Source organism: Mesorhizobium sp. PL10, assembly GCF_053714315.1.
Genome location: NZ_JBSKBR010000012.1, coordinates 90,921 through 104,782 on the forward strand (window position 1 = coordinate 90,921; position 13,862 = coordinate 104,782).

Sequence of the window (13,862 nt, forward strand, 5' to 3'; positions counted from 1 at the left end):
AACCGGCGCGAACCGGTGGCGCAGGCTTGCGTTTATTGGCTTTTTCCTGTCAGTTTGCGTAGATTCTGAGCCTGTTCAGACCTTTCGCGGGGCGCCGCCCACTGGTGACCCGTTCATTCATTCAAGCGAGCCTGTTTCGTCATGCGTGTTATCCTGGAACGGTCAAATCTTCTGAAGTCGCTCAACCACGTTCATCGCGTGGTCGAACGGCGCAACACCATACCGATCCTGTCCAACGTGCTGCTCAGCGCCGAGGGCGCCAGCCTTGAAATGAAAGCCACCGACCTCGACCTCGAAGTAACCGAAGCGACACCAGCAAAGGTCGAGCGCGGCGGGGCGACGACGGTTCCGGCGCACCTGCTCTACGACATCGTGCGCAAGCTCGCCGACGGCGCCGAGGTGATGCTGAAGACCGACGAGGACGGCAACGCCATGACGGTGACGTCGGGCCGCTCGAGCTTTCGTCTGCAATGCCTGCCGCAGTCCGATTTCCCCGAGCTTTCGGCCGGATCCTTCTCGCATATCTTCCGGCTCGATTCCGTCGCCTTGAGAGGCCTGATCGAGAAGACGCAGTTCGCCATCTCCACCGAGGAGACGCGCTATTATCTGAACGGCATCTACCTGCACACGCATGAGACGGGCGGCAAGCTGAAGCTGCGCTCCGTGGCGACCGACGGCCACCGCCTGGCGCGCGCCGAAATCGATGCCCCGGCTGGGTCCGAGGGCATGCCGGGCATCATCATTCCGCGCAAGACCGTCAGCGAGTTGCAGAAGCTGGTCGACGATCCCGATGTCGCGGTGACCACCGAATTGTCCGACACCAAGATCCGCTTCACTATCGGCAGCGTGGTTTTGACCTCGAAGCTGATCGACGGCACCTTCCCAGACTATCAGCGCGTCATCCCGACCGGCAACGACAAGAAGCTGATCATTGACCGGCAAAGCTTCGCCGCCGCCGTCGATCGCGTCTCGACCATTTCCTCCGAACGCGGCCGCGCGGTGAAGCTTTCGATCACCGAAGGCCAGATCACGCTTGCGGTGAACAATCCGGATTCGGGCAGCGCCACCGAGGAACTGGCGGCCGATTATTCGTCCGACCCGATCGAGATCGGCTTCAACGCCAAATATCTGCTCGACGTCGCCGCGCAATTGACCGGTACGGAAGCGAAGTTCATGCTGGCCGATGCCGGCTCGCCGACGCTGATCCACGACATGGCCGACGAGACCGCACTTTACGTGCTGATGCCGATGCGGGTGTAGCCGCTGCGGCGCACTGGCTACATCACGATTGCGGCGACTTCTACAGGCGGATAGCGGTTGCCTCAGCCCAGCCATATAAATAAGCTAATACTTACTAATTTCCGCAACTATGCGGCGCTGTCGATCGACCTTTCCCCGGGCGCCGTGGTGTTTTCCGGCGACAATGGCGCCGGCAAGACCAATCTCCTGGAGGCCATTTCCCTGCTGACGCCAGGCCGCGGCCTGCGCCGTGCGCCCTATGCCGACGTTGCGCGCGAAGGTGGCGATGGCGGTTTTGCATTGCATGCAAGGCTAGACGGGCCGGAGGGTCAGGTCGAGATCGGCACCGGCATCACCGGTGGGGATACCGCCGGTGAAGGCGGCCGCAAGGTGCGCATCAATGGCGCGCCTGCGCGCTCGGCCGACGCCATGCTGGAGTGGTTGCGCGTCGTCTGGCTGACACCAGCCATGGACGGCCTGTTTCCGGGACCCGCCGCCGACCGGCGGCGCTTTCTCGACCGGCTGGTGCTGGCGATCAATCCCGGCCACGGCCAGCGGGCGCTCGACTATGAAAAGGCGATGCGCGGCCGTAACCGTTTGCTTACAGAAGGATCGCGTGACGGCGCCTGGTTCGAGGCTATCGAGACGCAGATGGCAGAAACCGGCGTAGCGATCGCCGCCGCGCGTGCCGAACTTGTGCGCCTGCTCGCCGCCATGATCGACAGGCTGCCTTCCAGCGGGCCGTTTCCGCAAGCCGATATCAGTCTGTTCGGCGACCTGGAAAGCGATGTGGCCACTTCGCCAGCCGTCGACGTCGAGGAACGCTATCGCGCCGCCCTCGCCGATGGCCGCGAGCGCGACCGCGCCGCCGGACGCACGCTGGACGGTCCGCACCGTTCGGATCTTCTCGTGCGCCACCGCCCCAAGGCGATGCCGGCCGAACTCTGCTCGACCGGCGAGCAGAAGGCGTTGCTGGTGGGTATGGTGCTGTCGCATGCGAGGCTGACCGGCGAGATGTCGGGGATGACGCCGATCCTGCTGCTCGACGAGATCGCCGCGCATCTCGACGCGGGCCGGCGCGCCGCGCTGTTCTCGATCCTGGAAGACTTGAATTGCCAGGCCTTCATGACCGGAACCGATGCGGCGCTGTTTTCCAGCCTGAGGGGACGCGCGCAGTTCCTCACGGTCGACCACGGCACGGTTGGACCAACAGTCTAAACCTTTGTTTATGCATATCGTTGTCCCAAAACCGCTACACACATTTGGGCGACATGCATTAGGGCCTGACAAGGTTTTTTACCCGCTATATGGTTCGGCAATGACCCCTGCCGCCCTCACCGACGAAGAGCTTGAGCGCTATGCGCGCCACATAGTGCTGCCGGAGATCGGCGGCGCCGGCCAGCAGAGGCTGAAGCGGGCCAGAGTGCTGGTCATCGGCGCCGGCGGGCTCGGCGCGCCGGTGCTGGAATATCTTGCAGCCGCCGGTGTCGGCACGCTCGGCATCGTCGACGACGACACCGTCTCGCTTTCCAATCTGCAACGGCAAGTAATCCACGCCACCGACACGATCGGCACGGCCAAGACCGAAAGCGCCAAAGCGGCCATAGCCCGCATCAATCCCCATGTAGCGGTGGAACTGCACGATTTCAGGCTGACGGCCGACAATGCCGCTGCCCTCATTGCGCGCTACGACATCGTTGTCGACGGCTCCGACAATTTCGAGACGCGCTACGTCGTGGCCGATGCCTGCGCGGCGGAAAGGCGGCCGCTGGTGCATGCCGCCGTCGGCCGCTTCGACGGCTCGGTGACGGTGCTGATGCCGTTCGAGACCGGCGCCGACGGCAGACCGAACCCGGGATATCGCGACCTCTTTCCCGAAGCGCCGCCGGAAGGGCTGGTACCCTCCTGCGCCGTTGCCGGCGTCGTCGGCGCGCTGACCGGCGTCATCGGCACGCTGCAGGCGATGGAAGCGATCAAGCTGATCACGGGCATCGGCGAACCGCTGGTCGGCCGGCTGCTGCTCTACGATGCGCTGTCGGCGCATTTCGATACGATCCGCTATAAGAGAACCTGAGCGCATGGATCAGTCCGCCGGTGTTTTGGTCACGCGGCTTGCCCCCGGCTTCGATCGCTGGGACGAACTGCTTGGCCTGATCATGCGGGCTTTCGCGCCGATGGACGGTGTCATCGACCCGCCCTCCTCGGCGCATCTGCTGAACGTAGAAAATCTAAGCGACAGGGCTGGACGCGAGACGGTGTTCCTGGCTCTGCGGGACGGCCGGATCGCCGGCTGCGTTTTCGCTCTCGAGAGGACCGCCGATGTCTATGTCGGCAAGCTCGCCGTCGAGCCTGATTTTCAGGGGCAAGGCATCGGGGGGCAACTTATGCAGGCTGTCGAGGAATTTGCCCGCGGCCGCAACAAGTCCGCGATCGAACTCCAGACAAGGATCGAACTCACGGCAAATCACGCAACCTTTGACCGTCTCGGCTTTCGCGAAACCGCGCGCACCGCGCATCAGGGCTATGACCGGCCGACTTCGATCACCATGCGCAAGGAGCTCAAGTGAGCCTCGCTCTCAGCGCGCAGGAGCAGGCCGTCGCCTCCGGCCATGACGGGGCGGCGATGGCCATGCGCATCGTTGCCGAAAGTGCTGCGCTGCTCGGCGCGCCGCGGCTTATCCCGATCGCCTCGGCGCACATAGACGGCGCGCTCTATCACGGCGATTCCGGCACGCTGTTTGCCGAAAGGCTGGTCGAGGGCGGCGCGCGCGTCGCCGTGCGTTCGACGCTCAATGTCGGCGCACTCGATTTAATGGGCTGCTCGCGCGTGCGCCTCGAAGAGCCGGCGCGCGGCATGGCGCGGCGGATGATGGAGGCCTACCGCAAACTGGGCTGCGAGCAGAGCTGGACCTGCGCGCCCTATCAGGCTGGCCATAGGCCAGCCCAGGGAACTGACGTCGCCTGGGGCGAATCCAACGCCGTTGTCTTCTGCAATTCGGTGCTGGGCGCGCGCACCAACCGTTACGGCGATTTCCTCGACATTGCCAGCGCCATATCCGGCCGCGCGCCGGATTGCGGCCTGCACCGCGTCGAGAACCGGCAGGCGCGGCTGGTGTTCGACGTCTCCGGCCTCTCCGTCTCTTTCCTTGGTTCGGAGATCGCATGGCCTGTGCTGGGCAGCCTCTATGGCCGCGAAGCCGGAAATGCGGTCGGCGTCGTCACCGGCGTATCCTGTCATCCCGGCGAGGATGCGCTGAAAGCTTTTGGCGCGGCGGCGGCATCGTCTGGCGCCGTCGGCCTGTTTCACATTGCCGGAGTGACACCCGAGGCGCCCAACGCCGCGACCATCCTGGCCGGCGACAGGCCGGAAGCGATGATCCGCGTCACGCCGGAAATGGCCACGAGGGCCCGTGCCAGCCTGTCCACAGCAGCCACGCAGACCGCCATCGATGCGGTGGCGATCGGCAGTCCGCACCTGTCTTCGGCCGAATTCGAAGCGCTGGAGCGGTTGATCGGTGGGCGGCGGCTTAGCGTGCCGATTTATGCCTGCACCGGACGCCATGTGCTCGCCACACTGGAACAGAACGGCCGGCGCAAGACGCTCGAGGCAAGCGGCGTCCTCATCGTTGCCGACACCTGCGTGGTGGTGACGCCGATCCTGCCGGACCTAGCCGGCGGCGTGCTGATGACCAATTCGGGAAAATTCGCGCAATACGCGCCGGGCAATACTGGCTACGCCGTGCTTTATGGCTCGCTGGCCGACTGCGTCGAAAGCGCGGTTGCCGGCAAGCCACGATTTACGGATATCGCCGCATGAGCACCGTCGCCGAAATCCTGGTGCCGGGCAGCGGTGGCGAAGGCGCGGCGCTGGTGCTGACCGCGCCGATCAGCTTCTGGGGCGGCGTGGACCCGAGGAGCGGTCACATCGCCGATGTCCGCCACCCGCAGCATGGCGAGACCGTTTCGGGCCGCGTGCTGTTCCTGCCGGGCACGATCGGCTCGTCCTCGGCCTCCGCCGTGCTGCTGGAGCTCGTCCACAATGGCCATGCGCCGGCAGCACTCGTGCTGCATGAGCCGGACGCGATTCTGCTGCTGGGGCTGATTGTTGCCCGGGAAATGGGCTGGCAGACACCGGTGGCACTCAGGCTCGAGCGCGATGCTTTCGGGGCCTATCGCGGCAGGCATATACGTGTGGCCGAGGACGGCGCCCTGACAAGCGCTGCCTGATCGCTTATCTCACGTCCGTAGCGGCAACACGCGGTCCGGCGGGCGGTGGCCGTCGACGAAGGCGCGGATGTTGATGATGACCTTCTCGCCCATGTCGATTCGGCCTTCGAGCGTCGCCGAGCCCATATGTGGCAACAGCACCACTTTGTTCTTGGCCGCCAGCTTCAGCAGTTTTGAGTTCAGCGCCGGTTCGTGCTCGTAGACGTCGAGCCCCGCGCCGGCGATCTTGCCGTCCTGGATCAGCTTGACCAGAAACTCCTCGTCGATGATGTCGCCGCGCGCGGTGTTGACGATGTAAGCGGTGGGCTGAAGCAGCGCCAGCCGGCGCGCCGACAGGAGATGAAAGGTCGCCGGGGTGGACGGGCAATTGACCGAGATGATGTCCATGCGGGCAAGCATCTGGTCGAGGCTTTCCCAATAGGTCGCCTCCAGCTCTTCCTCGACCGCCGGCAGCACGCGATGGCGGTTATGGTAGTGGATCGACAGGCCGAACGCCTTGGCACGCCTGGCGACGGCGGTGCCGATGCGACCCATGCCGACAATGCCAAGCCGCTTGCCCCAGATGCGTCGGCCGAGCATCCATGTCGGCGACCAACCGGCCCATTTCTTGTCGCTGGTCAGCACGGCGGCGCCTTCGGCCAGCCGGCGCGGCACCGCCAGCATCAGCGCCATGGTCATGTCGGCGGTGTCTTCGGTCAGCACGTTCGGCGTGTTGGTGACGGTGATGCCTTTCCTGGCCGCCGCCGCCACGTCGATCTTGTCGACGCCATTGCCGAAATTGGCGATCAGCTTGAGATTGTCACCGGCCTGGGCAATCAGCGCCGCGTCGATCTGGTCGGTGATGGTCGGCACCAGCACGTCGGCTTCCTTGATCGCCGCGACCAGTTCCGGCTGCGTCATCGGCCGGTCCTCGACATTCAGCCTGGCGTCGAAGAGTTCGCGCATGCGGGTCTCGACCGGATCGGGGAGCTTGCGTGTGATGACGACGAGAGGCCGTTTTTTGCCTGCCATTGTTTCCTCGAACCCGATCTCGTTGAGACCTCTTTAACCAAGACAGGCGAAACTGAATACCGGTCGCGCTGCCTGCCACTCCTGTAACAAGCGGTGCCGCCGAAGACAAAGAAAAAGGGGCGCCGAGGCCAAAGGGCACGCGCCGAAAGGAACGAAAGTGTCTGGTTTCGCGTCGCTTCGCCTGGTCCTCAGCGCAGCGCTTCTCGGCGCTCTCCTGCATTCCCCGCAAGCCGCGGCGCAAGGTGTCGCGGCACCTGCGCAGACGGTGACGCTTGGGCCGAGCGGCCTGCCGCTGCCGCGTTTCGTCAGCCTGAAGTCGGCCCGCGTCAACTCGCGCGTCGGCCCGGGCGCCAACTATTCCGTCGACTGGATGTACACCAAGGCCGGCCTGCCGATGGAAATCATCCAGGAATTCGACACCTGGCGGCGCGTGCGCGATGCCGACGGTTCAGAAGGCTGGATCAACCAGTCGCTGCTGTCAGGCCGCCGCACAGCGATCGTGGCGCCCTGGCAGCGCAGCAAGGGTGGCCGAATCAATTTGCTCGACGATGCGGACAAAGACGCGAGCGTCGTCGCCATCATCGAGCCCGGTGTGACGGGCACGATCAAAACCTGCGACGGTCAGTGGTGCGAAATGACCTTCGACGGCCACACCGGCTGGATCGCCCAGTCGCAAGTGTGGGGCGCCTATCCCGGCGAGCACGTCAAGAACTGAGATTTCTGGAAAGGTCGCCTAACGGCCAATGCGGCCGAGATGGGTGTCCTGGAAGCCGCTCGCCAACTTCAAGCCGTAGCCGAGCGCGCGGTCGACGGCGATGTGAATGATCCAGATCAGACCAATCGCGATCGCCGTCGAGTTGGCAAGGATGTATCCGGCGACCGCCAGCAGCAGCGGGACAATCAGGATGTGCAAGGCGTTGTAGGCGATGGCGCCGACGCGCGGCCCGGCAAAGTAGCCGAGCATCGACAGGTCAGGCGCCAAGATGAGCAGGGCAAACAGCCACCAGGAAACACCTGAGACGGCGTAAAGGACAACAGTTACTGCGGCGATCGTTATCCATTCCAGCCGGACCGCCAGATCTAGTGCTTTCATTGAGGTGCTGCTCAGATGCTGCGTTTCGAGCGCAGCCGCACCACGATGTCGACATTGGCAATTTCCATGCCTGCGGGTGGCTCCGGCAGGTTGGAAACGGTCACCGGACCGCTTTCAATGTCGAAAATCCGGTTTTCACCTTCGATGTAGAAATGATGGTGATCGGAGGTGTTGGTGTCGAAATAGGTCTTCGACCCCTCCACCGCGAGGATGCGCAGCAGGCCTGCCTGGGTGAACTGGTGAAGCGCGTTGTAGACGGTGGCGAGCGAGACCGGCACGCCGGCGGCGATCGCCTCCTCATGCAGTTCCTCGGCCGAAAGGTGGCGGTCGCCCTTGGCAAAAAGCAGATCGGCCAGCGCAATGCGCTGGCGTGTCGGCCTTAGGCCGGCTTCGCGAACCCGCTTGTCCACAACGACATTTTCCTTCCGGCAGCCCAGATCCATCTATCCGTCCAAGCCCACAGTTCTGCCTCAAGACACGCCCACAGTGGCAAAAAAACGTCAACCACCGAAACTGGATACCTCTCGACATATATTCTGTTGGCCGAATGCGATCAATAGCGCGCATTGACCCGGGCAGACGGGCGGGTTAAGCGCAAACGCCGGTTTCCGGCTCGAAATGGATTGTGTTAGGAAACCAACGAAAAGGGCGCCCACTGCCCGGGACTATCATGGGGACGAGATTGATGGCGGGTTCGAAATCCAGCTACGGTTATGAGGAATTGCTGGCCTGTGCCCGCGGCGAGCTGTTCGGACCCGGCAACGCCCAACTGCCCTACCCGCCGATGCTGATGTTCGACCGCATCACTGAAATCAGCGAGACCGGCGGCGCCCACGACAAGGGCTTCATCCGCGCCGAATTCGACATCAAGCCGGACCTGTGGTTCTTCGCCTGCCATTTCATCGGCAATCCGATCATGCCGGGGTGCCTGGGCCTCGACGCGATGTGGCAGTTGACGGGGTTCTACCTCGGCTGGCTCGGCGAACCAGGCAAGGGCATGGCGCTGTCGACCGGCGAAGTGAAGTTCAAGGGCATGGTGACGCCGTCGGTCAAGAAGGTCGAATACGGCATCGATTTCAAGCGCGTCATGCGCGGGCGCCTGGTGCTCGGCATCGCCGATGGTTGGCTTAAGGCCGACGGCGAACCCATATACGCGGCGACGGACCTCAAGGTGGGGCTGTCCAAGCAATCGGCCGCCTGACCGGCGCCACTGCAGCAGGGCGTTTCCCGAAACGCGCAATGACGCTGCAGCACTTTGATTTTGCGTATGATCGCCGACGAAAACCGACTACGGTTTCGGGATCATCCGCTGGAAGGAGTTGCGAATGAGAAGGGTCGTCGTCACAGGCCTCGGCATCGTATCGTCGATCGGCAACAATGCCAACGAGGTGCAATCCTCGCTCTACGATGCCAAATCCGGCATCAGCTTCTCCGATTCCTTCGCCGAACACGGCTTCCGCTGCCAGGTCTGGGGCGCGCCGACGCTCGACCCGTCGGCCATGATCGACCGCCGCGCCATGCGCTTCCTGAGCCAGGGCGCTGCCTGGAATCATGTCGCAATGGACCAGGCGATCGCCGATGCGGGGCTTGACGAAAGCGACGTCACCAATGAGCGCACCGGCATCGTCATGGGCTCGGGCGGCCCCTCGACCCGCACCATCGTCGAGGCGGCCGAGATCACGCTCAAGAACAACAGTCCGAAACGCATCGGTCCGTTCGCGGTGCCGAAGGCGATGTCGTCGACTGCTTCGGCGACGCTCGCCACCTGGTTCAAGATCCACGGCGTCAATTATTCGATCTCGTCGGCCTGTTCGACTTCCGCGCATTGCATCGGCAATGCCTACGAACTGATCCAGTGGGGCAAGCAGGACGTGATGTTTGCCGGCGGCCATGAAGACCTCGACTGGACGATGTCGGATCTGTTCGATGCCATGGGCGCGATGTCGTCCAAATTCAATGACAAGGCGTCAACCGCGTCTCGCGCCTATGACGCCAATCGCGATGGCTTCGTCATCGCCGGCGGCGCGGGCGTCCTCATCCTGGAGGAACTCGAACACGCCAAGGCGCGTGGCGCCAAGATCTATGCCGAGATCGTCGGCTACGGCGCGACGTCGGACGGCTACGACATGGTGGCGCCGTCGGGGGAAGGCGCGGTGCGCTGCATGCGCCAGGCGCTGGCGACCGTATCGACGCCGGTCGACTACATCAACACGCACGGCACCTCGACGCCGGTCGGCGATTCCCGAGAGATGGGCGCCATCCGCGAGGTGTTCGGCGACAAGATGCCGTTCATTACCTCGACCAAGTCGCTGACCGGCCATTCGCTGGGTGCGGCCGGCGTGCAGGAATCGATCTACTCGATCCTGATGATGCAGGGCGGCTTCATCGGCGAGAGCGCCCATATCGAAACCCTCGATCCGGAATTCGAGGGCATGCCGATTGTGCGCAAGCGTATCGACGACGCCAGGATCGACACGGTTTTGTCCAATTCTTTCGGTTTCGGTGGCACCAACGCAACGCTGGTTTTCCAGCGCTATTCCGCATAAGGATTTGCCGGGCATGGACGGACTGATGAAGGGCAAGCGTGGGCTTGTCATGGGCGTCGCCAATGATCATTCGATCGCCTGGGGCATCGCCAAGAAGCTGTCCGAGCATGGGGCAGACCTCGCCTTCACCTATCAGGGCGACGCCTTCGGGCGCCGCGTCAAGCCGCTCGCCGAGAAGCTCGGGGCGTCACTGGTCGTGCCATGCGACGTCGAGGACAGCGCATCGGTCGCGGCCACCTTCGAGACACTCGGCAAGGAATGGGGCGGGCTCGACTTCGTCGTGCACGCCATCGGCTTTTCCGACAAGAACGAGCTCAAGGGGCTCTACGCCGATACCAGCCGCGACAACTTCGTCCGCACCATGGTCATCTCCTGCTATTCCTTCACCGAGATCGCCCGCCATGCTGCCCCGCTGATGAGCGACGGCGGCGCGATGATCACGCTGACCTATGCCGGCTCCGTCCGCGTCATGCCGAACTACAACGTCATGGGAGTCGCCAAGGCCGGGCTGGAAGCCAGCGTGCGCTATCTCGCCAATGATTACGGCCCGCGCGGCATCAGGGTGAACGGCATATCGGCGGGGCCGGTGCGCACGCTGGCCGGCGCCGGGATTTCGGATGCGCGGCACATGTACTCCTACCAGCAGCGAAACTCGCCGCTGCGCCGCACCGTGACCATCGACGAGGTTGGCGGCTCGGCGCTCTATCTTTTGTCCGACCTCTCGTCAGGCGTCACCGGCGAGATCCATTATGTCGATTCCGGTTATCACATCGTGTCGATGCCGACACTCGATGAGTTGAAGCAGACCGACAGCGGACGCGATTAGAGCTGTTCCATCCCGATGGGATCGGGGTGGGCTCTATCTCTTTGGTTAAGCATGATCTCCGGACAAACGGTTCCCGCTTGCCCGGGGAAAAGCTGAGACCACCTTTGGCGATAAAGCTCTGGTTTCTTCCGGTAAAATTGGATGCATTGGCGGAAACTCATTTTAAGGAGATATCCGCTATAAGTCCTGTGGCTAGGGCACTGCGCGTTCTTGCTGGGCGCAAAGGATGCTTTAGGATTTATGAATTTGCGTGTGATCTTTCCGGAAAAGTCGAGTTGATTTTTGGGATCATGCAACAGGGACTGAGTGATGCCTGCTGTCAGCAACCCGAAGCGAACACCTGTGTTCCGACTGCTCACCGTCGCCGCCTCGGGCCTTGGCAGTTTCATTCTCGGGCTCTGGGGTCTCAAGTTCGGTTTCGGTGACGGCTTTGCCGGCCTGCAGGCGGGAACCATGGTCGGCATTGCCTCGGCCCTGTGCGCGCTGGCCGCCGCCGGTGCGGCCCTGTCCTTCTTCGCCGGCGTTGATGAATCGGTGGATTACGTCTTCAACGAAACCCATTTCGACAAGCTGACCGGGCTTTTGTCGCGGCCGGCCATGGTTGGCAAGATCGCCGACGCGGCGTCGGCGACGATCAAGACCGGCGAGCCGGTGTTCCTCATCGATATCGACATCGACCGCTTCAAGCAGATCAACGACGCTATCGGCTACAGCCATGGCGACGAACTGATAAGTGCCTTCACCAAGCGGCTGAGGGCTTCCATGCCTGAAGGCACGGTGATGGGGCGCATCGGCGCCGGCGAATTCGCCGTCCTCTTGTCGGAACATGAGATCCAGGGATCGATGGAAGCCACTGTCGAAACCCTGATCGAGGAGATGCTCAAGCCCTATCAGCTCGATTCCCACCTGCAATCGATCGGCCTGTCAGTGGGTATCGTGGCGATGCCGAAGGACGGCATCGATCCGGTCCTTATCCTGCGTCGCTCCAACCTGGCACTGCAGAATGCCCGCGCCGGCGGAGCGGGCAACTGGTCGGTCTTCCATTCCGACATGGGCCAGGTCGCCGACTACCGCCACTGGGTCGAATCCGAGCTGCACATTGCTTTCGACCGCGGCGATTTCGACCTTCACTACCAGCCGCAGCTCGACCTGCCGAGCGGCCGCATCGTCGGCTACGAGGCGCTGATCCGCTGGAAGCATCCTGAACGCGGCATGATCCCGCCGATGGAGTTCATCCCGATCGCCGAAGAGACCGGCATGATCCACCCGATCGGCAATTGGGTGCTGCACAAGGCTTGCAGCGACGCCCGCCATTTGCCCGAGGACTGTTTCGTTGCCGTCAACATCTCGCCGGTCCAGTTCATGACCAAGGATTTCGTCGGTATCGTGCGTGACACTATGGCCAGCACCGGCATCAAGCCGTCACGGCTGGAGCTCGAACTGACCGAGACGGCGATGATGCAGGACCGCGACCGCGCCGCCATCATCCTGCAACAGCTTGCCGACATGGGCATTTCAGTGGCCGTCGACGATTTCGGCACCGGCTATTCCAACCTGAGCTATCTGATCGACTTCGCCTTCGGCAAGTTGAAGATCGATCGCTCCTTCATCAGCCGCATGGACACTGATTCCAATTCGGGTGCCGTCGTCTCGACCATCGTCGGTCTGTCACGGGCGCTTGGTGTCGGCATCATCGCCGAAGGCGTCGAGACCGAGAACCAGGCGACGCTCCTGCGGGCGGCCGGCTGCGAGATGGTGCAAGGCTATCTGTTCGGCAGGCCGGCGCCACTCAGGATCAAGCCCGGCGAGATCAGAGCGACCATTCCCGTGCACGAGCCGGCGCGCATCGTCAGCATGCATTGAGGCAGGCTGGCGTCTCAACGGCGCGCGGCAAAGACCTTGAACACGCCATCGCGGGCGAGTTCGGCATGGCTGGAGAAGACGGCCTTCAGAACCGGTTCGTAAGGCAGCTGACGGTTTGCCACCATGAACAGCCGCCCGCCCGGCTTCAGCGCCTTTCCCGCCGCCTGGATCATGCCGGCGCCGATTTCCGGCTCGGCCGCGCGGCTGCGATGAAAGGGCGGGTTCATGACGATGGCATCATAGCGCCGCTCGACCGGCTCGTTCAGCAGATCTATCCAGAAGAAGCCTGGCTCGAAGCCGGTCCGGCCGACATTGCCTTTCGCCGCCTCCAGCGCGTCGAAATCCGCTTCGTAGAGGTCGAGCCCCGTGACACCAGGTGAGCGGGCTGCAACTTCGGCTGTGACATAGCCCCAGCCGGCGCAAAAATCGGCGATGTGGCCGCGCAGGTCTTTGGGCAGGTTATCGACCAGAAGTTTCGAACCGGCGTCGATGCGGTCGAAGGAAAACATTCCGGGCGCAGTGCGGAAGCGGCCCTCGATCAGCGCGGCAGGGTTGGCGGTCCGGAGTTTTTCCGCAGCGGCCACATCGACAGGACGGCGAAGCCAGAAGGCAACGCCGTGATGCTTCGGCATATGCCCTTCGAGCGGGACAAGCTCGTCGATGCGCTTGCGCAGGCTGTCGATGCCGTCCTCCTTTCCACCGGCGACGACGATGAGCCTCCCGGGTGCGACGCGTGCGATTGCCTCGGCAAGGCGCATCTCGTTCTGGCCGCGATGGCGGCCGGCAAGCACGAGGGCAGCATCGAATGCGTCGCCTCCAGGCTGCGGCGTCACCGTGTAGCCCGCACGCTCCAAGGCGCGGAAATGCGGCCGGAAACCTTGCACGAGATGGAGCGCCGCCTCGAAACCTTCAGGCAGCCGAAAGCCCGGCTCGGCACCGAGAAACAGCACACGCTCGCCCTTTTGCGGCAAAGGCAGCGTCTCGGCTTCGAAGGGATGGAACAGTGTCTTCAGCGGCTCAGCGGCCATTCTTGCTCTCTTGTTTTGACGCAATTCCC

15 protein-coding genes are annotated in these 13,862 nt (G+C 63.3%); 11 read left to right on the plus strand and 4 right to left on the minus strand.

Features of this window, described 5'->3' with window-relative positions; genetic code table 11:
• The first annotated feature begins 141 nt into the window (after positions 1-141).
• The 6 genes from dnaN (at position 142) to ACWGTO_RS20265 (ending at position 5,466) form a co-directional block, all read left to right on the plus strand.
• Positions 142-1,260 (plus strand): DNA polymerase III subunit beta, encoded by a 1,119-nt coding sequence (gene dnaN / locus ACWGTO_RS20240; RefSeq protein WP_454576572.1) that lies wholly within the window; start codon positions 142-144, stop codon positions 1,258-1,260.
• Positions 1,261-1,317: 57 nt separating this feature from the next.
• The gene (gene recF / locus ACWGTO_RS20245; protein ID WP_454576573.1) at positions 1,318-2,457 is read left to right on the plus strand and encodes a DNA replication/repair protein RecF; all 1,140 of its coding nucleotides are present in this window, start codon (positions 1,318-1,320) and stop codon (positions 2,455-2,457) included.
• Positions 2,458-2,557: 100 nt separating this feature from the next.
• Positions 2,558-3,313, plus strand: a complete 756-nt coding sequence (locus ACWGTO_RS20250; protein WP_454576574.1) for a molybdopterin-synthase adenylyltransferase MoeB — start codon at positions 2,558-2,560, stop codon at positions 3,311-3,313.
• A gap of 4 nt (positions 3,314-3,317) precedes the next feature.
• Positions 3,318-3,806 carry a GNAT family N-acetyltransferase gene (locus ACWGTO_RS20255; protein ID WP_454576575.1) on the plus strand — a complete coding sequence of 163 codons (489 nt, stop codon included), beginning with the start codon at positions 3,318-3,320 and terminating at the stop codon, positions 3,804-3,806.
• Positions 3,803-5,056 carry an aconitase X gene (locus ACWGTO_RS20260; RefSeq protein ID WP_454576576.1) on the plus strand — a complete coding sequence of 418 codons (1,254 nt, stop codon included), beginning with the start codon at positions 3,803-3,805 and terminating at the stop codon, positions 5,054-5,056. Before ACWGTO_RS20255 ends, ACWGTO_RS20260 begins: the two co-directional genes overlap by 4 nt.
• Positions 5,053-5,466: an aconitase X swivel domain-containing protein gene (locus ACWGTO_RS20265; RefSeq protein ID WP_454576577.1), complete on the plus strand. Its 414-nt coding sequence runs from the start codon at positions 5,053-5,055 to the stop codon at positions 5,464-5,466. Before ACWGTO_RS20260 ends, ACWGTO_RS20265 begins: the two co-directional genes overlap by 4 nt.
• A 9-nt stretch (positions 5,467-5,475) precedes the next feature.
• Here the strand turns inward: ACWGTO_RS20265 and ACWGTO_RS20270 are convergent, their stop codons facing one another.
• A complete protein-coding gene (locus ACWGTO_RS20270) occupies positions 5,476-6,477 on the minus strand; it encodes a 2-hydroxyacid dehydrogenase (protein WP_454576578.1) in 1,002 nt (333 codons plus the stop codon).
• A gap of 157 nt (positions 6,478-6,634) precedes the next feature.
• Here ACWGTO_RS20270 and ACWGTO_RS20275 point away from each other — a divergent pair, with 157 nt between their 5' ends.
• A complete protein-coding gene (locus ACWGTO_RS20275; protein WP_454576579.1) occupies positions 6,635-7,192 on the plus strand; it encodes an SH3 domain-containing protein in 558 nt (185 codons plus the stop codon).
• Positions 7,193-7,210: 18 nt separating this feature from the next.
• Here the strand turns inward: ACWGTO_RS20275 and ACWGTO_RS20280 are convergent, their stop codons facing one another.
• Positions 7,211-7,570, minus strand: coding sequence for a DUF4260 domain-containing protein (locus ACWGTO_RS20280; RefSeq protein WP_454576580.1), 360 nt, complete (start codon positions 7,568-7,570; stop codon positions 7,211-7,213).
• An 11-nt stretch (positions 7,571-7,581) separates the two neighbouring features.
• Positions 7,582-8,013 carry an iron response transcriptional regulator IrrA gene (irrA, locus tag ACWGTO_RS20285; protein ID WP_454576581.1) on the minus strand — a complete coding sequence of 144 codons (432 nt, stop codon included), beginning with the start codon at positions 8,011-8,013 and terminating at the stop codon, positions 7,582-7,584.
• A gap of 242 nt (positions 8,014-8,255) precedes the next feature.
• Here irrA and fabA point away from each other — a divergent pair, with 242 nt between their 5' ends.
• The 4 genes from fabA (at position 8,256) to ACWGTO_RS20305 (ending at position 12,805) form a co-directional block, all read left to right on the plus strand.
• Entirely contained in the window at positions 8,256-8,771 is a 516-nt protein-coding gene (fabA, locus tag ACWGTO_RS20290) for a 3-hydroxyacyl-[acyl-carrier-protein] dehydratase FabA (protein ID WP_023669566.1), read from the plus strand.
• A gap of 124 nt (positions 8,772-8,895) precedes the next feature.
• The gene (gene fabB, locus ACWGTO_RS20295) at positions 8,896-10,116 is read left to right on the plus strand and encodes a beta-ketoacyl-ACP synthase I (protein ID WP_454576582.1); all 1,221 of its coding nucleotides are present in this window, start codon (positions 8,896-8,898) and stop codon (positions 10,114-10,116) included.
• A 13-nt stretch (positions 10,117-10,129) separates the two neighbouring features.
• Positions 10,130-10,942 (plus strand): enoyl-ACP reductase FabI, encoded by an 813-nt coding sequence (gene fabI, locus ACWGTO_RS20300; RefSeq protein ID WP_181056307.1) that lies wholly within the window; start codon positions 10,130-10,132, stop codon positions 10,940-10,942.
• 309 nt (positions 10,943-11,251) lie between these two features.
• Positions 11,252-12,805: a putative bifunctional diguanylate cyclase/phosphodiesterase gene (locus ACWGTO_RS20305; RefSeq protein ID WP_454576583.1), complete on the plus strand. Its 1,554-nt coding sequence runs from the start codon at positions 11,252-11,254 to the stop codon at positions 12,803-12,805.
• 14 nt (positions 12,806-12,819) lie between these two features.
• Here the strand turns inward: ACWGTO_RS20305 and ACWGTO_RS20310 are convergent, their stop codons facing one another.
• Entirely contained in the window at positions 12,820-13,833 is a 1,014-nt protein-coding gene (locus tag ACWGTO_RS20310; protein ID WP_454576584.1) for a class I SAM-dependent methyltransferase, read from the minus strand.
• Positions 13,834-13,862 lie beyond the last annotated feature (29 nt).

Bases quoted from the DNA above. Each gene is read 5' to 3' on its own strand.
- dnaN (WP_454576572.1), top strand. From the start codon at position 142: ATGCGTGTTATCCTGGAACGGTCAAATCTTCTGAAGTCGCTCAACCAC.
- ACWGTO_RS20250 (WP_454576574.1), top strand. From the start codon at position 2,558: ATGACCCCTGCCGCCCTCACCGACGAAGAGCTTGAGCGCTATGCGCGC.
- ACWGTO_RS20255 (WP_454576575.1), top strand. From the start codon at position 3,318: ATGGATCAGTCCGCCGGTGTTTTGGTCACGCGGCTTGCCCCCGGCTTC.
- ACWGTO_RS20265 (WP_454576577.1), top strand. From the start codon at position 5,053: ATGAGCACCGTCGCCGAAATCCTGGTGCCGGGCAGCGGTGGCGAAGGC.
- ACWGTO_RS20270 (WP_454576578.1), bottom strand. From the start codon at position 6,477: ATGGCAGGCAAAAAACGGCCTCTCGTCGTCATCACACGCAAGCTCCCC.
- ACWGTO_RS20280 (WP_454576580.1), bottom strand. From the start codon at position 7,570: ATGAAAGCACTAGATCTGGCGGTCCGGCTGGAATGGATAACGATCGCC.
- irrA (WP_454576581.1), bottom strand. From the start codon at position 8,013: ATGGATCTGGGCTGCCGGAAGGAAAATGTCGTTGTGGACAAGCGGGTT.
- fabA (WP_023669566.1), top strand. From the start codon at position 8,256: ATGGCGGGTTCGAAATCCAGCTACGGTTATGAGGAATTGCTGGCCTGT.
- fabB (WP_454576582.1), top strand. From the start codon at position 8,896: ATGAGAAGGGTCGTCGTCACAGGCCTCGGCATCGTATCGTCGATCGGC.
- fabI (WP_181056307.1), top strand. From the start codon at position 10,130: ATGGACGGACTGATGAAGGGCAAGCGTGGGCTTGTCATGGGCGTCGCC.
- ACWGTO_RS20305 (WP_454576583.1), top strand. From the start codon at position 11,252: ATGCCTGCTGTCAGCAACCCGAAGCGAACACCTGTGTTCCGACTGCTC.
- ACWGTO_RS20310 (WP_454576584.1), bottom strand. From the start codon at position 13,833: ATGGCCGCTGAGCCGCTGAAGACACTGTTCCATCCCTTCGAAGCCGAG.